Genomic DNA, 18,198 nt, shown 5'->3' on the forward strand with positions numbered 1-18,198 from the left:
TTAAGAATTCTATACAACCATGAAACGAATTTTGATCGCATAAAAAAATCCCCGCAAAATGCGGGGATTTTCTTTTTATCTTAGTGTCGCTTAAACACGTTCGATAATGGTCGCGATACCTTGACCAAGACCGATACACATGGTCGCAAGACCGATTTGTGTATCTTGTTGTTCCATCACGTTCAACAAGGTTGTAGTGATACGCGCACCAGAACAGCCCAATGGGTGACCCAATGCAATCGCGCCACCATTCAAGTTGATGATGTCTTGTTTGTCATATACGCCTAAGCCTTTCATGACTGATAAGCCTTGAGCAGCAAATGCTTCGTTTAATTCGATGGTTTGGATATCCGCCATCGTTAAACCAGCACGCTTAAGTGCTTTTTGAGTTGCTGGTACTGGACCATAACCCATGATCGCAGCATCACAGCCTGCAATTGCCATTGAACGAATCACAGCACGTGGTTTTAAACCCAATGCTTGAGCACGTTCAGCAGACATAAGCAACATTGCAGATGCACCGTCAGAAAGAGCAGAAGAAGTTGCTGCTGTTACTGAACCACCTTTAGGATCAAACACTGGTTTCAATGCTTTGAATGCTTCAAGGTTGGCATCAGCACGAATCACTTCGTCGATGTCGCAAAGGATTTTGAAGCCATTAGCATCATGACCTTCAACACCCACGATTTCGTTTTTGAAACGACCTTCTTGAGTTGCAGCCCAAGCACGACGGTGAGACTCAACACCGAACGCATCTTGTTCTTCACGAGAGATACCATTCATACGACCTAACATTTCAGCGGTTAAGCCCATCATGTTCGATGCTTTCGCATAGTGTTTAGATGCTTCTGGGTTAAGGTCGATGCCATGCATCATACCGACGTGGCCCATGTGCTCAACGCCACCAATGATGAATACATCACCTTGGTTAGTTGCAATTTGTGCAGCAGCCGTGTGGATTGCTTGCATTGAAGAACCACAAAGACGGTTGACTGTTTGACCGCCAGCAGTTTTTGGAATGTCAGCCAATAAACCAATGTTACGAGCAATGTTCATACCTTGCTCTAAAGTTTGGTTTACACAGCCCCAAATTACATCTTCAACTTCGTTGGTATCAAACTGGTTACGAGCAACAAGTGCACGTACTAATTCAGCAGATAAACTGTCGGCACGTACATTGCGGAACATACCGTTACGTGATTTGCCCATGGCAGAACGAACGCCATCAACAATCACAACGTCACGTGGATTTAAAGTAGCCATTCACGTCGCTCCTTAACCGTAGAATTTTGTGTTGTTAGCAGCCATGTCACGCAACATTTGTGGCGCTTCATAAGCCTTACCTAAGTGTGCATATTTGTCGCAAAGCGCAACGTATTCAGCAACACCTGTTTGGTCGATGTAACGGCATGGACCACCACGGAATGGAGGGAAACCTACACCCATGATCATCGCCATATCTGCTTCAGACGCAGTAGCAACGATGTTGTCTTCTAAGCAACGAACAGTTTCGTTACAGAAAGCAAGCATCATACGGTCGATGATTTCTTGATTGTCAAACTCGCGTTTTTCGCCAGTCACGAAAGGTGCAATAATTTCGTATGCTGTTGGATCAACAGTTTTCGCTTTCTTACCTTTCTTATCTAACACGTATTTGTAGAAACCAACGTCATTCTTTTGACCAAGACGTTTTGCTTCGTACATCGCTTCGATCGAACCTTTGTAGTCTGGCTTCATACGGTCAGGGAAACCTTCAGCCATTACTTCTGCGCCATGAACACCTGTATCGATACCAACAACATCGATCAAGTATGCAGGACCCATAGGCCAGCCGAATTTCGCCATCACATTGTCCACTTGTTGGAAATCTGCACCGTCTTTTACAAGCAGGTCAAATGCACCAAAGTAAGGGAACAATACACGGTTAACCAAGAAACCTGGGCAGTCGTTAACAACGATTGGTGTTTTACCCATTTTTTGAGCAAGAACAACAGTTGTTGCGATCGCTTCTTCAGAGGTCTTTTCACCACGAATCACTTCTACAAGTGGCATCATGTGTACTGGGTTGAAGAAGTGCATACCAACGAAGTTTTCAGGACGTTGTAATGCTTTCGCTAAACGTGTAATTGAAATCGTTGATGTATTAGATGCAATGATCGTATTTTCACGAACATGCTTTTCAGTATCAGCAAGCACGATTTCTTTTACTTTTGGATTTTCAGTCACGGCTTCGATCACGATATCCACTTCTTTAAACTCGTCATAGCTTAAAGTTGGACGGATGCGAGCCAGTGTTTCACCCATTTGCGCAGGTTTCATTTTCTTGCGCTCAACTTGCTTAGTGAGCAAACCATTCGCTTCTTTCATACCAAGTGCAAGTTGTGGGTTACCAATGTCTTTCATGATGATTGGTGTGCCTTTGCTTGCCGCTTGGTAAGCAATACCACCACCCATGATACCCGCACCTAATACAGCTGCTTGGTTAACAGGGTGAGCACCTTTCTCATATTTTTTCGCAGTTTTCTTCACGACTTGGTCATTGATGAATAAACCAATCAATGCACCTGCTTGTGGTGTAATCGCTGCTTTTGCAAAACCTTGTGCTTCTGCTTTTAATGCGTCATCACGTGTTGAGCTTGCACCAGCTTGTAAAGAATCAAGCAATAATTTTGGCGCAGGGTATTGAGCAGGGTTTGCTTTCGCAAGGACCGCACCTTTCGCCGTATTGAACGCCATCATTTGTTCAAGTGGGTTCAATTTGATTGCGTCTAATTTTTCTTGACGCTTTGCTTTCCAGTTCAAACGACCAGCAATGGCTTGTTTAACGAGGTCAACAGCAGCTTCTTGTAATTTGTCCGCAGCAACAACCGCATCTACAGCACCATCTTTTAGTGCAGCAGCTGGTTTTTTCGGGTTCGCCATTGCCATCCATTCAACGGCATTGTCGATACCGATTAAACGGCTTAAACGTACGCTACCACCAAAACCAGGATAGATCCCCAATTTGATTTCTGGTAAGCCCACTTGTGCTTGTTCTGACATCACACGATAGTCACACACCAAGCACATTTCAAAACCACCACCCAGCGCTGTACCATTGATCGCAGCAACTTTCGGTAGATCTAAATCTTCAAAACTGTTGAAGATCTCGTGTACAGGCATAAGCCAATCAACAATCGCTTGTTCACCCGCAGCGAAGTTTTGCCCGAATTCAGTGATATCAGCACCAACGATGAATGTTGATTTGCCAGAGGTAACAACTAAGCCTTTAATATCGTTATTGGCTTTCACTGCAGCAATCGCTGCTTGGAAGTCTTCGATGGTTGCACGGTTAAATTTATTAACCGACTCACCTTGTAAGTCAAAGCGGAATTCTGCAATTCCGTCCGCAAGCATTTGGACGGTAATGGCATTGCCAGCGTGGATCATGCCTGATCTCCCTTGTTGTGGAGGATTCTGAGTGGATGTCATAAAGCGTGTGTGCGCTTCAGCACACAAAAAAGCTTCGCTAATCTTACGATAACTATATCCAAAAAGGACATAACAAGTTGTATCAAGCCGTGACGCTAGGGTCATCAATTTATTGTAATCTTGGACTTGAACTGCTAAATCATGAATAAAAATAAATTTTTCGACTAAAATAGAGCGTTTACTCTTTGATTGTGATGAGAAATTTTAAAAGTGCTTTTGTCCGATTTAGGTAAGCTCATTGGTATTTAAGTCGACAAATTTGCTAGAATAGCAAGCTTATTTTGAGTGCGATTTTGAGATTTGATTCATCAAACTGAGCATTTGGTTTTCAGCTAAGAAGATAGAGTAATCTATGATTAAGTGGATCATATTAGCGATTTTTATCATTTCGGCTTTGTATATTCAGCGCCGTGGTAAAGTAAAGCATTCGTTTTATCGTCAGTTTTTTGACCATTCTACGATTCTCGCACCCATTAACTTTTTAATGTACATGTTTTCCAAAGTGCCGAATCAACCGTATATCGACACTCAACATTTTCAGGACTTAAAAGTGCTGGATGAAAATTGGGAAATGATTCGTGATGAAGCTAAAGCTTTGTACGACAAAGGTGGTATTAAAGCTTCAAGTAGCTATGATGACTTAGGCTTTAACTCATTCTTTAAAACAGGCTGGAAACGGTTCTATCTGAAATGGTACGACTCGGCACATCCATCAGCGGCCGAACTTTGTCCAAAAACAACCGCTTTGTTAAAGACATTGCCAACGATTAAAGCCGCAATGTTTACTGAGCTAGCACCCGATAGCCGTTTGGTTCGTCACCGTGACCCGTATGCAGGTTCATTACGTTATCACTTAGGTTTAATCACTCCGAATGATGATCGCTGCTTTATCGATGTCGATGGTGAGCGCTATTCTTGGCGTGATGGTGAGAGTGTGGTTTTTGATGAAACCTATATTCACTATGCTGAAAATACGACTGACCAAAACCGCATTATTTTCTTCGCAGATGTAGAGCGTCCATTAAAGACTCGCTTTATGGAGAAGTTTAATCACTGGTTTGGTAAAAGTGTGATGACGGCTGCCAGTTCACCCAATGAAGCGGGTGATCAAACAGGTGGTTTAAACAAAGCATTTGGCTATATTTACCAGATTCGTATTAAAGCCAAAGCTTTGAAGAAATCGAACCGTTCCCTGTATTACTTTTTGAAGTGGTTCATCATGCTCGGTCTATTCTTCCTCATTTTTATTCGTCCTTATGTTTTTTAAGTTTGAATAACATCAACGCCCGAAAGGGCGTTTTTTTATGGGATTTGGCTTAGAATATTTTTAATTCATAACAATTCACTTTGAAAATCTATGCAAACGTTTCGTTCTAAAATTGATTGGTGGTTCTGGGGTGTAGTGATTGCAACGACAGGCTTGTTACTGCAATTTTTATGGACCATGTATATGAAAGGCACCATGCAGGAGTATCCTGAACATGCCGTCCTATATTTTCTGACGATCGCTCTATTATGGTGGCCGATTTTTAATACGCGTTATATTGTGACAGAACAACATTTAACGATTCGTTCGATGTTCTTCAAGTGGCAGATCAATAAATCTGACATTATTAAAATATCCTCGAGCCATAATTTAATTTCATCTCCTGCTTTATCTTTGGATCGTTTGCGCATTGATTATCAGAAAGATGGGATTACAAGTCATATTTTGATTTCGCCTAAAGATAAACAGAGGTTTTGTAAGGCCTTAAATCAAACCCTTTCTAAGCATTAAATCACTTATAAACTTGGCGCTTACACGATATTCACATTTAAGGCTTGAAAAAAATTGAGCAAACATCACATCATGTGATGTAAATAAAGAGAATAGGCATGTTGTGAATCCAAACGCTCGAGAACACATTGAAAAAATACTGGCGCATATGACTCAGTTGCCTGGCGTTTATAAAATGCTAGGTAAAGATGGGGAGTTACTATATGTAGGCAAAGCCAAAAACCTAAAAAATCGTGTGTCGAGCTATTTTGTAAAAACCATTGAGCATCCGAAAACACAGGCCTTGGTTGCCCGTATTTATGATATTGAAAGCTTGGTGGTACGTTCAGAAACTGAAGCCTTATTGCTTGAACAAAACCTGATTAAGTTGCATCGTCCGCCTTATAACATTATGTTGCGGGATGATAAATCCTACGTCTATATTTTTGTCTCCTCAGATAAACCTTATCCGCGCATCGCCAGTGGACGTGGTAAGGGTAAGCATCAAATTGGGAAGTTTTTTGGGCCTTACCCAAGTGCTTATAGCGCGCGTGACACATTATTGGTGTTACAGAAGCTGTTCAATGTTCGCCAATGCGAGAACAGCTATTTTTCACAGCGCAAACGTCCGTGTCTTCAATACCAGATTAAACGCTGTACCGCGCCTTGTGTCGGCTTGATTAGTCCTGAAGACTATAAAGAAGATGTCGACAACTCCATCCGTTTTCTGCAAGGAGATACCAAAGAGCTAAATCAAGAGCTGATTGGGAAAATGGAACAGGCAGCTGAAGCACTTGAGTTTGAAAAAGCGGTGTTTTATCGAGATCGTTTGTCTTTACTTCGTGAAGTACAGGCACAGCAAGCGGTATTCAAGATCAAAGGTGAGGCCGATATTTTGGCAATTGCCTACCAAGCAGGCGTGACCTGCGTCCAGATTATGTATGTGCGTAATGGACGCATGCTCGGCGGGAAAAGCTATTTCCCCGATATGCTAAGTGATGATTTGGGACAGATGCTCAGTGACTTTATGGCGAACTTTTACTTCCAAGTTGCCGATGAAGTGCCGACAGAGTTGATTGTGAATGTTGATGTGCCAGATCAACAGCAACTGGAAGAAGCCTTACAGCAAACTTTTAGTAAAAAGGTCCAGATCAAGCATAAAGTCCGTGAGACTCGAGCTGAATGGTTAGAGTTGGCACAAATGAATGTGCAGCATGCGATTAAAGGCAAACTCAGTAATCATTTAGAGTTAACGGAACGTTTTTATCAGTTGGAACAGGTGGTGGGACGCCCGATTGATCGGATCGAATGCTTTGATATTAGCCATACCATGGGGGAAGCACCAATTGCTTCCTGTGTGGTGTTCGATCAAGGTGGGTCACGAAAGCGAGACTATCGTCAATTTGCGATTCAGGATATTACCGGGGGCGATGATTATGCTGCAATGCGGCAAGCTCTGATCCGTCGCTATAAAAAGAATATGTTGCCTGATCTTCTGCTCATTGATGGTGGTAAAGGGCAATTACATATGGCGATGGAGGTGATGCAAGAGCTAGAGCTGGATGCCTTTATGATCGGTGTATCTAAAGGTGAAGGTCGTAAGCCAGGATTGGAAACATTACATTTTACCGATGGCACCAAGATCCAGCTTCCAGAAGATCATAAAGCGCTACACCTCATTCAACAGGTGCGTGATGAAGCGCATCGTTTTGCGATCACCAAGCATCGTGCCAAACGAGATAAACGTCGTAGTAGCTCAGTCTTAGAAGCCATTCCCGGACTTGGACCAAAGCGTCGTCGTGATTTATTGACGCATTTTGGTGGGATACAAGGGGTACTCAGAGCATCGGAAAAAGAGTTGATGTTAGTCCCGGGGTTAGGTGAGGTTCTGGCGCGGACGATTTATAAAATCTTACATGAGTAATTTGATCGATTAACACAATCTTCCCAATATTGCGGTGTAAACGATCATTCACAAATGGCGAAAAACATTCAAAGATAGTGTATTTCGATGATGAAGGAAAAATGATGTCCTTGCTTCCGCTCTATCAACAGGTTGAACAACAAGAATGGATCGATATTCCATCAGGTTGGCTACAAGGCCGGACAGTGTTTGGCGGGTTGATTGCCGGACTGATGATCCAAAAGGCGCTGAGTACGGTACAAGATGCAGCAAAACAACTGTTAAGCTGTAACATCACTTTTGTCGGCCCGGTGCAACAAGGACGAGCCAGACTCAGTGCTGAAATATTACGTGAAGGAAAATCAGTCACATCTTTAGAAATCCGACTCTGGCAGGATGATGCGGTACAAAGTATTTTGGTGGCCAGTTTCGGCCTACAACGTGAATCGCGGATTCAGGTGCAAAACTTACCTACAGTTCCTGACTATCCAACGGCCGAACAACTGGATAAAACCTTCTATATTGAGGGGTTAATGCCCGAATGTTTACAGCAATTTGAATTGTGTTGGGCAGAAGGGAGTTATCCGATGGCAGGCAGTAAGGTGCCTGATTTTGGTGGCTGGGGGCGGTTTGCACCTAGTTTGCATCCAAACCGTAACATGCAATTGGCAGATCTGTTTGCACTCATGGATGTCTGGCCACCTGGGGTTTTACCTATGTTTAAAACGCCTGCACCAGCCAGCTCCTTGACTTGGCAGATTACGTATTTGCAGCCGATTGTGGATCAAATTCAAGATTGGTTTAAATACAAAGTCGTGACTGAATATGCAGAACATGGTTATTCAACGGAATATGCGTATATCTGGGATCGTGAAAACCGCTTAATTGCGGTACTTAGACAGACAGTTGCCGTTTTTGCCTAGTCGACACTGCGGTGCATTTCGTATAAAGTTGCTTACACATGGATAATCTCGGCACATCCTTTGTGCGACATGCATATTTGATGCGAACAACATGGCGGTGTTTATGAGTACAGGGCAAATCCTGAACATTCCTAATATTTTAACTTTGGCACGTATTGCCCTAATTCCTGTTTTCTTGGTGATTGCTTATTGGCCACCCGCAATTGGAATTGCTGAGCATCATGGGGGAATGATGCGTCATCTGATACTGACAGCGGTATTTGTACTTGCTGCGGTAACAGATTGGTTGGATGGCTATTTGGCACGAACTTTAAATCAAAGCTCTGCTTTTGGGCGGTTCCTTGATCCAGTCGCAGATAAGTTGATGGTTGCAGCAGCACTGATTGTATTGGTGCAATGGCAGCCGAATATTTCAATGGCTTTTGCTGCGATTGTAATTATTTCGCGAGAGATTACCGTTTCTGCGCTACGTGAGTGGATGGCAGAGTTAGGCGCTCGTACCAGTGTTGCGGTGTCGACTGTTGGAAAATACAAAACAGCTTTCCAAATGATTGCGATTAGTGTGTTCTTATTGAACTGGAAACCTTTGGAAATATGGGCCTATGCCTTACTGTACGCTGCTGTGATTCTCACCCTATGGTCGATGTTTATTTATTTGAAAGCAGCATGGCCGTACCTAAAACAGCCTTAATCGTATTACAAAGCTAATATTTAAAAGCCTTCTATACAGAGGGCTTTTTTATTGTCTGATGAATGGCTAGACAAGAAAAAAGCCCATACAACGATGAGCTTAGTTCTCTGAGGAAAGCCATGCTCTTTTGGGAGAGTATGCTGAAGAACATAATCATCATATGAGAATTTGCTGAGATTTACAACCGTGTAAAATGTAAATGTTTTTTAATATTCTCAAATCGGGTTGCCTTGGTTCTCAGACAGTGTTGCAAATTTATGTTCAATTTGAGCCGCATTATTTTGCAAAATTTCAATTAACTTTTGAATGTTGATGAAGTCAAAACGATTCTTTGAAGCCACTAATGTGAGCGCAATCGGCGCTTCTTTGTTGGAGAAACGGATCGGCACAGACAAACTACAAAGTTGAGGATCGATTTCACCTTGGGATAAGTAGAAGCCCTGTTTTTTGATTTTTCGCATGTGCTGGATGAATTCATCTTGAGTCTGTGCAAATCCGACTTGTGCCAATTCTTTTGAAAACTGCTGATAATAGGCTTGAATACGTTGCTTGCTTAAATGTGCAATCACGATCTTGGGCGAAGCACCGACGTAAACAGGGCGTGGACAACCTCGGCCAAAAGAGAGTAATTCGGCATCTTTAAAGGTCTCATGATGTAGGTCGATACAATAATCATGATTTAAATAGGTTAATAAGCAGCACAGTTCGGTACGTTCCACGATATCGCGCATAAAGGGAATACTGATCTGAACCAGAGGATCAGTGCTATGTGAAATATAATCTAAAACGGCAATTTTAGAGCCGAGTGTATAGTCACCTGATGTGCCACTAATTCGTTTTAAGATGTCCGTCGAAACCAATTCTTTGAGATAACGATAGGCGGTAGGTTTGGATAGCGCAAGCTCATCACAAATGATATCGACATTGATAATCGGACGTGAAACTGAAAATAAATCCAGCACAGTAAGAATTTTACCAAAACTCGAAATTGCCATGATGGGACGCCTACTCCTTACAAAATAACGTGAAAACCGAACTTTTATTGCTTTATAACAGAAAAGCGAAAGGTCGTGTATGTACTTTTAAATCTGATCATCCGAGATCAATCGTTTAGGGTGAATACTGAGAAAAATGATAAATTTTATTGTGATTATTTTAAATTAAAATGAAAAATTATCAAATGGTGATAATTTATGTTGACTAATTTACTCGATTTTGAAAAAATAAGCTATGCAATGTCTTATGTGGATAATTATTTTTAGCTGAAAATGCCTAAAAATGCTAAGTCTTGCAGATCACTCCTTATATCCAGTTTCACTCATCGCACTTGCCCTGATCTGAATTGTTTCAAATCAGTCTGGAGAGCTTGTCACTTTTTTAGTGATGACATGCGTGATTAAACTGACGCTGAACCGAGACATACTCATGCTATTTAAACAGCTGTTGGCTTTTAGACCGAGTCGGCTTGACCTCATCTTTGCCTGCAAAACATTTGTAGCAGGCATGTTGGCACTGTTTATTTCGTTTGAATTGGATTTGATTAATCCGATGTGGTCGATTGGTACGGTGTTGATTATTGCCAGTCCCTATTCGGGGATGGTGTCTTCAAAATGTGTGTATCGCTTGGTGGGAACGGTCGCAGGGGCCATGATTGCCTTGTTTTTGACCCCCCATTTTATTAATACCCCTTGGTTATTTACCATTATTTTGTCCTTGTGGGTGGGCTTTGCACTCTACGTCTCTTTACTTGATCGGACACCACGAAGCTATGTATTCATGCTAGCGGGTTATTCAACCGCCATGATTGTGTATAACGCGATTACCTATATTGATACCTATAATATTTTTGATATTGCCTTGGCTCGTGTGCTTGAAATTTCTGTGGGGGTGATTTCAACCGCCGTGGTTTCAGCAACCTTTTTCCCTGTGCATGTCGGTGCAATGATTAAACAGCGGGTTAATAAAACCCTGAATGATTTGGAAAGTACCTTTGAAAAGCTGATCACTGTTCAAGAAACACCAGAAAACTATACGCAAATTTTGTCGGTGATTACCCGTGATACAGCTGATATTCATGCTTTAGCCGTACATTTGGCTTATGAAAAAGGAGAGTTAAAGGGTATGACCAAAACCTTGCAGGAAATGCTGCATCAGGTGTCTTTGGTGGTGGCCAATCTGGTGGCTTTATCGCAACGGGTGAAACAACTTGAACAAATGCAATTGAGCAATCTTAGGCCGCATTTAAATCGTATCCGCCAAGATACATTGGCTTTTTTAAAGCTAGAGCGCATGGTTCAACCCAGTGATTTGCAGGGTTTACCCATAAGATTCGAAGAAGATTTTGCCGAGCTGATTGCGCAAGCTACAGCTGAACAGCAAATTGTATTGGGTGCCTTGAAGATGGATGTTCGCCATTTTATTGCCAATATGCTGGCAGTGAAATTGATTTGGCAGCAGATTCAGCAAGGCAATAAAGAGATTCCAACTGAAATTACTGCAATCACCACCAAGTATCCGAGTTTACATCGGGATCATGGCATTGCCGTTCGTGGCGGTATCAGTGCAGTGTTGATCACCTTTATTGTGACAGCAGCATGGATTCTTTCGGGTTGGAAAGCGGGTTTTATGATGGCTCAAATGGGGGCGATTACGGCCTGTATCTTAACGGCATTGGATAATCCTGTACCTGTATTACGTATTTTTATTTGGGGCAGTATTGTCTCGGCGGGTTTAGTTTTTATCTATGCTTTTGGGATCTTCCCGCATATCACTCATTTCTGGCAATTGGCATTGGTACTATTTCCGGTATTTCTGGTTGCGGTCACCATGATGGCCAATCAAATGCTGATGCCTGTTGGGATGGTGCTGGGGATTAATACCATGATGGGGTTGAACCTACACAACAAATACACCATGGATGCCGTGTCTTATCTGGATAGTTCCTTTGCCATGGTGTTAGGCGTTTTAGTGTCCCTGATTGTGATTGATTTGGTCCGTGCTGTTTCACCAGATACCAGCGCGACGCGAATTCTAGCTTTGCATTACCAAGCGATGCGCCAAGCTTTGCATCTGTCTTATGGCACTGATTTTAAAATTCATTTACGTAGTATGTTGGACCGTGTCGGGGTATTAAATACCAAGATGGTACAAAACCCAGAGGTGAAAACGGCCATTCATAATGCATTGGTTGAAAGTAGTTCGATTGTTGATTTAGTCCGTTTGCAAGAAATAAGCCAAAAATTGCCACAATTGTTGGAACTACAAAATGGCTTAAACCAGTTACAACAACAGTTGACAGATTATTTTCAAAGCCAGGAAAAGCAACTTTCAATTCATCATTTTCCGATTCAGATTGTGCAACAAATAGAACGTTTACAAGACATCTCTCAACAGATTGAAGATGTACAGTTGCGTCAACGGCTGCTCATTTCACTGAATAATATTTGTGAAAGTATTGGTCATGTCTCAATAGAACAGATGTATTCGGACAGATATGGTTTAGGGGTATCTCATGGGTGAAATGAATCTTTATGGGGTTTATATCCCAATCCTTTTGGTACAAGCCGTTGTTGCTTATGTGCTGTTTAAGCTACTCAGCCCCTTAGTTGATCGTTTGGTCATCAAAGGCTGGATTGCATTGCCCAGTATTTTCAATTTGTGCTTTTACTTGGGTTTGATGCTAATGGTGCATTGTCTGTTTGTTTTGCTGTGGGCCTGAGGTCTTGGACGAAATGCTCATTCTAAAATTTAATGATTTAAAGAAAGGTGGTAGAGGTAATAAACATGAGTGCATTTGATGTAAGAAAAGTTATACGTCCAATTGTATTGCTGGTTGCAGTTGTGATTGCCGTTTACACCATCGTGCATTTATGGAATTACTACAATGCAGCACCGTGGACACGCGATGGGCGTGTACGTGGTGATGTGATTCAGGTTGCTTCTGATGTGAATGGTTTGGTGACTGAAGTCTTGGTACAAGATAACCAGACGGTAAAAAAAGGGCAGGTTCTGTTCAAGATTGATGTGGCACGTCAGGCTTTGGATGTTGAACAAGCCAAGTCAGATCTTGTCAAAGCCAAAGCAGGTTTAGCACAAGCACATGCAAATTTAGCAGGTTCGAAAGCGAGCTTAGTGAAAACTGAAGCCAATATGAAACTGGCTGAGAAAAATGCAGCACGTTATGCCAGCTTGATGGATGGTGCGATTTCTAAACAAGAGCAAGATCAGGTTTTTGCGACCCGTGATCAAGCTGTTGCTGAGCGTGAGCAGCTCACTGCCAGTATTGAGCAAGCCAATGCAGCCATTCAACAGCAGCAAGCATTAATCGAAGTGGCAACCAGCAGCCTACATTTGGCTGAGTTGAATCTTAATCGTTCTGAAGTAGTTGCACCTGCGGACGGCACCTTGTCGAACTTTGACTTACGGGTGGGTAATTATGTGAAGGTAGGACAGGCGGTTGCTGCTTTATTAGACCGTCATCAGCTCTATGTCGTCGGTTATTTTGAAGAGACCAAACTGAACCGTATTCATGTGGGGGATGCAGCAACCGTACAGTTAATGGGTGATAAGCAAAGAATTCGCGGTCATGTACAAGGCATTGCAACGGGGATTGAAGATCGTGAACGTTCTGGTAGTTCAAACTTATTGGCCAATGTGAATCCAACCTTTAGTTGGGTGCGTTTGGCACAGCGTGTACCAGTGAAAATTGTATTGGATGAGCAGCCGAAAAATCCATTGGCCTTTGTTTCTGGGCGTACAGCAACAGTTAGAATTATCGAGAAGTAATTCAATTAAGGTTAAAAATCTTATTTTATTCGTGAAACGTGTTTTGAGTTTTACATAATCGCCTAGTGGTATTCATGGTACTAGGCGATTGAATCTTATGGGGATATTTTTAAGGTGTAATTCCAGCTGGGTCGCGATACCAGCTCTGAATCAATAGCGCCGCTGCAAAGCTATCAGCCGATAAACGTTTTGCTTGACCTTTACTTTGATAAAATTCGAGTTCTTCTCTGGCTTCTCGTGTGGTTAGGCGTTCATCCACCATCCAAGTTTCAATATTGGTTTGGTGGCGTAAACGACGGGCGAATTTTCGCGCCCGAGCAGACAGTTCAGATTCACTATCATCCATATTTAGTGGTAAGCCCACGATAAATAAATTGGGTTGCCATTCTTTGACAATCTTTAATAATTTATCCCAGTCTGGAATACCATCTTTCATTGGAAATAATGGTAGGGGATTGCTACTTTCAATACTGGATTGACCCATCGCCATCCCCATTTTTTGGGTACCAAAGTCAAAAGCCATGATGGATTGGGGTGCTTGCATATTAGGCATGGCCAATCTCAGAAGCAAACCACGTGCGGTCTACCCCAATTTTCTTGTAAGCAGCATCCCAGCGATCGTGATAAGGCAAATTAAAAATTAAATCCATATCCGACTCACAGATCAGCCAATCTCCCCGTATCATTTCTTCTTCGAGCTGATTCTTACTCCAGCTGGCGTAACCCAAAGCAATTTGATAACGTCCAACACCTTCGTTATGCGCAATCGCATCCAGAATATCTTTACTGGTGGTGATACAGACATTTTCACCAATCGCAATGGATGAATGCCATGTCGGCTGACCAGTATGCAGCACAAAGCCAGCTTCAGGGCGCAAAGGACCACCTTGCAATACCGCATGAGGATGTACGTTATCTGCATCAATCTCTAAATCATTGAGTAATTCTTTGATTTGTAAGTCTGAAGGTCGGTTGATAATGATGCCTTGAGCGCCGTCTTCGTCATGGCGAGCAATATAGATGACTGTATTGGCAAAAAAGTCATCTGCCATGTCTGGTGGAGCGATGAGACAACGGTGAGTTAAATATTGTTTCGTCACCTAGGCGATTCTCCATCAATGTATTGTGTTGATTTATCTATATAGGTTCTTTTTATCAACATACAAGAGTTAATCGGATTTCGCCAATCTTTTTCTGAAATTTTATCGCTTTAATTAGGCCGTTTGGAACTTAAGCTGACGCAGTTGGCGTGCATGTTGTAAGGTGGTTTCGCTAATTTCGACCCCGCCAGACATGCGGGCCAATTCTAGGATACGCTGTTCCTCTTCCAACTCGATGATGGTACTGCTGGCTGGATCAGTCTGTTGTTTTTTCACCAATAAATGTTGATCAGACTGTGCCGCAACTTGTGCCTGATGTGTGATACACAATAATTGGACATGTTGTGCCAGATCAGCCAGTAAACGACCCACCACTTCTGCTGTGCCACCACTGATCCCCACATCAATTTCATCAAAGACCAACACTTCTGCATCGGTTTTTTCTGCATTCATCACTTGCATTACCAGCGCAATACGAGATAACTCACCACCTGATGCAACGCGTGCCAATGGTTGTGGTGGAATCCCTTTATTTGCAGTAAAGAGAAGCTGAATAAAGCTCAGACCTTCTGCATTAGGTTCCTGTGGCTCAAATTTAAACTCAAAATGTGCTTCAGGGAGTGCCAATGGTTTTACTTGTTCCGTCAGTTGTTTCGCCAATGGAATTGCGGCCGCACGGCGAATTTCATCCAGATGTTGCGCAGCTTGTATAAATGCCTGATATGAAACTTCAACTTGTTCGGCCAGCGTTTCTGGATCTTCAAGTTGATGCAGTTGCTCTAATTCTTGCTGCCAAGTTTCATATTCTTGTTTCAGTAATTCCGGTTGAGTGCGATGTTTACGTGCTAGACGATGGAAGACTTCGAGGGTCGCATTCAACTGTTCCATGCGTTCAGGGTCAAAGCTTTGACGATCAATAAACTGACGCAAACTTGCGGTTGCATCGTCTATTTCGCTTTGTGCATTTAATAAAGAGTTATAAATATTGGCTAACTGTTCGCTACGACCTGCATGAGATTCTAAGCGACGAATGATTGAGGCAACTTCTTGGGTGATATTTTGTTCCGCTTCATCCAAGACATTGAGGCTATAACTACAGTCCTGCATGATATGTTCATGATGGCTGAGACGATCAAATTCTTGTTCTGTTTCGCGATAATCGGTTTGAACAACCTCTTCAAGCTCTTCTATTTGAGACTCTAGGCTTTGTATTTTTTGAATACGTGTCGCTTGTGCATCTAAAGCAGCTTGATGTTGCCGAATATTTCGTTGCCATGTGCTATACGCTTCACGTACTGCTTGGGAAGGTTCGGCAAAATTATGATAACGATCGAGCCAATGTTTTGGATAGGGTGGTTCGAGTAATTGTTGCTGGCTGTGTTGGCTATAGAGTTGAACCAGTAAACGTCCAATTTCTTTGAGTTCTGCTAAGCTGCTCGGACGTCCATTAATCCACGCTTTGCTGCGGCCTGTGGCGAAAATCACACGTCTTAAATGGATTTCACCTGAATCATCATCCAATTCATGTTCGGTGAGCCAATGTGCTTCCGCACTTTGGGGCTGATAACTGAACACAGCGGTAACATCGGCTTTGTCTGCACCATAACGCACATAATTGGTATCAGTGCGTTCACCTAAGCATGCTGAAAGTGCATCTAACAGTAATGATTTTCCCGCACCAGTTTCACCAGTCAGCACATTGAAGCCTTGTTCAATGTCTAAAGCCAGATGGTCGGCGAGTGCAAAATTAATTAAAGTTAAATGGGTGAGCATAAACGCATCCAATGCACGGAATCTTTTGCTTAAAGATAGAGAAGTTTTAAAGTGACGACAAGAGCGGAATACAGGATTTTCCTGATTTACTGAGGAATTGCTGATTGTTTGTAAGTTTAAGAGAACGTTTCACTTTGTATTTCTGAGTCATGGGTAAAAAAGCGGTAGGCCTTATGCTTAGCTCTTGCGATCAGTAAAAAGTTGTTTGTCTTGCGCGTGGGTAATGCTTAGCTTTATTAATCCTCTTCATTCGTAGTATAGCTGCTCGTCTTCTTGCGGAACTTGAACGTTCCTCAGGACAAAGCTTCGCTTTGTTAATCCTCGTCACTCGTAGCATAGCTACTCGTCTTGCGCTCGGACAAAGCTTCGCTTTGTTAATCCTCGTCACTCGTAGCATAGCTACTCGTCTTGCGCTCGGACAAAGCGTTGCTTTGTTAATCCTCGCTCAGGTATGAAAATTGCTATGTTTAGCCTAGAAAATGGATTGATTAGTTGTCACGGCACAATTAAACTACGTCCAGCATAATCTAATATAAATGCGGCATTATTTGGAGAGTACGCATGAGTTCAGTGCAATTTGATCATGTAACGGTCATTAAGAAATCGAATGTGTATTTTGGTGGGGCGTGTATTAGCCATACTGTACAATTTGAAGATGGTACAAAAAAGACTTTAGGTGTTATTTTACCTACTGAACAAGCGTTAACGTTCGAAACACATGTGCCAGAGCGTATGGAAATTATTTCTGGTGAATGTCGTGTCAAAATTGCAGATAGCACTGAAAGTGAATTATTCCGCGCAGGTCAGTCTTTTTATGTACCTGGAAATAGCATGTTTCACATTGAAGCAGATGAAGTACTCGATTATGTTTGCCATTTAGAAGGTTAACCTATTCCTTCTTAAATCGAGTACACTACGCTCAAAGAAAATCCTGTAAAGTTCCTTTGCAGGATTTTTATTTTTTTAAAATTCCCTAATACCCTCTTGATAAAAGAGGAGCTTCTAAACGAGGTCGTTCATGGCAAAACCCGAATATTATTATGGCGTTCATTCAGTGGAGTCATTGTTGGAGTTGGAGCCTGAACGCGTTTTGACTTTATTTACATTGAAAGGTCGTGATGATCAGCGTTTGCAAAAAATTTTGCAGTTAGCAGAGCCTTTTGGTATCAGTGTACAAAAAGCCAGTCGTGATAGCTTAGAAAAGCTTGCAGGGCTACCATTTCATCAAGGTGTAGTGGCCGCTGTGCGTCCACATCCAACCTTAAATGAAAAAGATTTGGACGAAATCATGCAACAGTCGCCAGATGCATTGTTATTGGCGCTTGACCAAGTGACTGATCCGCATAATCTGGGCGCATGTATTCGTACTGCGGCTGCGATGGGTGTTCAGGCGGTGATTGTTCCCCGTGATCGTTCAGCCAGTTTAACCCCGACAGCACGTAAAGTTGCAGCAGGCGGCGCTGAAAAAGTGAAATTTATTCAAGTCACTAACCTCGCTCGAACCCTAGCGCATTTAAAAGACACCACTCATACCCGTGTGATCGGGACGATGCTGGATGAGAAAGCATTGCCGATACAACAATGTGATTTCAAAGGTCCTGTAGTGATTGTGATGGGTGCGGAAGATACGGGACTTCGTCCAATTACTCAGTCACAATGTGATCATACCGTTTATATTCCAATGTCTGGTGATCTACAAAGTCTGAATGTCAGTGTGGCAACAGGTATGGCACTTTATGAGGCGTGTCGTCAGCGTAGTGCTGTATAATTTAGCCAAATGTTGGCAATGTAAACTC

General features: G+C 42.5%; 16 protein-coding genes. 10 read left to right on the top strand and 6 right to left on the bottom strand.

The features are described from left to right. Nucleotides 1-90: 90 nt before the first annotated feature. Nucleotides 91-1,263, bottom strand: a complete 1,173-nt coding sequence (gene fadA / locus B2727_RS15395) for an acetyl-CoA C-acyltransferase FadA (protein ID WP_004802276.1) — start codon at nt 1,261-1,263, stop codon at nt 91-93. Between the two features lie 12 nt (nt 1,264-1,275). Beyond that, nucleotides 1,276-3,429, bottom strand: coding sequence for a fatty acid oxidation complex subunit alpha FadB (gene fadB, locus B2727_RS15400; RefSeq protein ID WP_004802278.1), 2,154 nt, complete (start codon nt 3,427-3,429; stop codon nt 1,276-1,278). 394 nt (nt 3,430-3,823) lie between these two features. Here fadB and lpxO point away from each other — a divergent pair, with 394 nt between their 5' ends. The 5 genes from lpxO (at nt 3,824) to pgsA (ending at nt 8,744) form a co-directional block, all read left to right on the top strand. Further along, the gene (gene lpxO / locus B2727_RS15405; protein ID WP_004802281.1) at nt 3,824-4,738 is read left to right on the top strand and encodes a lipid A hydroxylase LpxO; all 915 of its coding nucleotides are present in this window, start codon (nt 3,824-3,826) and stop codon (nt 4,736-4,738) included. Nucleotides 4,739-4,828: 90 nt separating this feature from the next. Then, entirely contained in the window at nt 4,829-5,248 is a 420-nt protein-coding gene (locus B2727_RS15410; protein WP_033134016.1) for a PH domain-containing protein, read from the top strand. Nucleotides 5,249-5,351: 103 nt separating this feature from the next. After that, nucleotides 5,352-7,151, top strand: a complete 1,800-nt coding sequence (uvrC, locus tag B2727_RS15415; protein WP_033134015.1) for an excinuclease ABC subunit UvrC — start codon at nt 5,352-5,354, stop codon at nt 7,149-7,151. A gap of 104 nt (nt 7,152-7,255) precedes the next feature. Next, the gene (locus B2727_RS15420; RefSeq protein WP_033134014.1) at nt 7,256-8,053 is read left to right on the top strand and encodes a thioesterase family protein; all 798 of its coding nucleotides are present in this window, start codon (nt 7,256-7,258) and stop codon (nt 8,051-8,053) included. Nucleotides 8,054-8,156: 103 nt separating this feature from the next. Next, a complete protein-coding gene (gene pgsA / locus B2727_RS15425) occupies nt 8,157-8,744 on the top strand; it encodes a CDP-diacylglycerol--glycerol-3-phosphate 3-phosphatidyltransferase (RefSeq protein WP_004802289.1) in 588 nt (195 codons plus the stop codon). A 215-nt stretch (nt 8,745-8,959) separates the two neighbouring features. Here pgsA and B2727_RS15430 read toward each other — a convergent pair whose 3' ends face one another. After that, nucleotides 8,960-9,739 carry an IclR family transcriptional regulator gene (locus tag B2727_RS15430; RefSeq protein WP_033134013.1) on the bottom strand — a complete coding sequence of 260 codons (780 nt, stop codon included), beginning with the start codon at nt 9,737-9,739 and terminating at the stop codon, nt 8,960-8,962. A gap of 430 nt (nt 9,740-10,169) precedes the next feature. Here B2727_RS15430 and B2727_RS15435 point away from each other — a divergent pair, with 430 nt between their 5' ends. The 3 genes from B2727_RS15435 to B2727_RS15445 all read left to right on the top strand — a co-directional run bounded on the left by B2727_RS15435 (nt 10,170) and on the right by B2727_RS15445 (nt 13,529). Next, complete coding sequence (locus B2727_RS15435) at nt 10,170-12,263, top strand: FUSC family protein (RefSeq protein ID WP_033134012.1); 2,094 nt, start codon at nt 10,170-10,172, stop codon at nt 12,261-12,263. Further along, nucleotides 12,256-12,462: a DUF1656 domain-containing protein gene (locus B2727_RS15440; RefSeq protein ID WP_033134011.1), complete on the top strand. Its 207-nt coding sequence runs from the start codon at nt 12,256-12,258 to the stop codon at nt 12,460-12,462. The genes B2727_RS15435 and B2727_RS15440 overlap by 8 nt, the downstream gene beginning before the upstream one ends. A gap of 65 nt (nt 12,463-12,527) precedes the next feature. Beyond that, nucleotides 12,528-13,529, top strand: coding sequence for an HlyD family secretion protein (locus tag B2727_RS15445; RefSeq protein WP_033134010.1), 1,002 nt, complete (start codon nt 12,528-12,530; stop codon nt 13,527-13,529). Between the two features lie 109 nt (nt 13,530-13,638). Here B2727_RS15445 and ruvX read toward each other — a convergent pair whose 3' ends face one another. The 3 genes from ruvX to recN all read right to left on the bottom strand — a co-directional run bounded on the left by ruvX (nt 13,639) and on the right by recN (nt 16,402). Then, entirely contained in the window at nt 13,639-14,082 is a 444-nt protein-coding gene (ruvX, locus tag B2727_RS15450) for a Holliday junction resolvase RuvX (RefSeq protein WP_033134009.1), read from the bottom strand. Further along, complete coding sequence (locus tag B2727_RS15455; RefSeq protein ID WP_004802298.1) at nt 14,075-14,629, bottom strand: YqgE/AlgH family protein; 555 nt, start codon at nt 14,627-14,629, stop codon at nt 14,075-14,077. The genes ruvX and B2727_RS15455 overlap by 8 nt, the downstream gene beginning before the upstream one ends. A gap of 114 nt (nt 14,630-14,743) precedes the next feature. After that, the gene (gene recN / locus B2727_RS15460; protein WP_033134008.1) at nt 14,744-16,402 is read right to left on the bottom strand and encodes a DNA repair protein RecN; all 1,659 of its coding nucleotides are present in this window, start codon (nt 16,400-16,402) and stop codon (nt 14,744-14,746) included. A 561-nt stretch (nt 16,403-16,963) separates the two neighbouring features. Between recN and B2727_RS15465 the strand changes: the two genes are divergently transcribed. Continuing rightward, nucleotides 16,964-17,290 (top strand): pyrimidine/purine nucleoside phosphorylase, encoded by a 327-nt coding sequence (locus B2727_RS15465; RefSeq protein ID WP_004802302.1) that lies wholly within the window; start codon nt 16,964-16,966, stop codon nt 17,288-17,290. A gap of 130 nt (nt 17,291-17,420) precedes the next feature. Next, complete coding sequence (gene rlmB, locus B2727_RS15470) at nt 17,421-18,170, top strand: 23S rRNA (guanosine(2251)-2'-O)-methyltransferase RlmB (RefSeq protein WP_004802304.1); 750 nt, start codon at nt 17,421-17,423, stop codon at nt 18,168-18,170. Nucleotides 18,171-18,198: the final 28 nt, after the last annotated feature.

The sequence above is a fragment of the Acinetobacter sp. UBA991 genome (genome assembly GCF_002292065.1).
GTDB lineage: Bacteria > Pseudomonadota > Gammaproteobacteria > Pseudomonadales > Moraxellaceae > Acinetobacter > Acinetobacter higginsii.

Bases quoted from the DNA above. Each gene is read 5' to 3' on its own strand.
- fadA (WP_004802276.1), bottom strand. From the start codon at position 1,263: ATGGCTACTTTAAATCCACGTGACGTTGTGATTGTTGATGGCGTTCGT.
- fadB (WP_004802278.1), bottom strand. From the start codon at position 3,429: ATGATCCACGCTGGCAATGCCATTACCGTCCAAATGCTTGCGGACGGA.
- lpxO (WP_004802281.1), top strand. From the start codon at position 3,824: ATGATTAAGTGGATCATATTAGCGATTTTTATCATTTCGGCTTTGTAT.
- B2727_RS15410 (WP_033134016.1), top strand. From the start codon at position 4,829: ATGCAAACGTTTCGTTCTAAAATTGATTGGTGGTTCTGGGGTGTAGTG.
- B2727_RS15420 (WP_033134014.1), top strand. From the start codon at position 7,256: ATGTCCTTGCTTCCGCTCTATCAACAGGTTGAACAACAAGAATGGATC.
- pgsA (WP_004802289.1), top strand. From the start codon at position 8,157: ATGAGTACAGGGCAAATCCTGAACATTCCTAATATTTTAACTTTGGCA.
- B2727_RS15430 (WP_033134013.1), bottom strand. From the start codon at position 9,739: ATGGCAATTTCGAGTTTTGGTAAAATTCTTACTGTGCTGGATTTATTT.
- B2727_RS15435 (WP_033134012.1), top strand. From the start codon at position 10,170: ATGCTATTTAAACAGCTGTTGGCTTTTAGACCGAGTCGGCTTGACCTC.
- B2727_RS15440 (WP_033134011.1), top strand. From the start codon at position 12,256: ATGGGTGAAATGAATCTTTATGGGGTTTATATCCCAATCCTTTTGGTA.
- B2727_RS15445 (WP_033134010.1), top strand. From the start codon at position 12,528: ATGAGTGCATTTGATGTAAGAAAAGTTATACGTCCAATTGTATTGCTG.
- ruvX (WP_033134009.1), bottom strand. From the start codon at position 14,082: ATGCCTAATATGCAAGCACCCCAATCCATCATGGCTTTTGACTTTGGT.
- recN (WP_033134008.1), bottom strand. From the start codon at position 16,402: ATGCTCACCCATTTAACTTTAATTAATTTTGCACTCGCCGACCATCTG.
- B2727_RS15465 (WP_004802302.1), top strand. From the start codon at position 16,964: ATGAGTTCAGTGCAATTTGATCATGTAACGGTCATTAAGAAATCGAAT.
- rlmB (WP_004802304.1), top strand. From the start codon at position 17,421: ATGGCAAAACCCGAATATTATTATGGCGTTCATTCAGTGGAGTCATTG.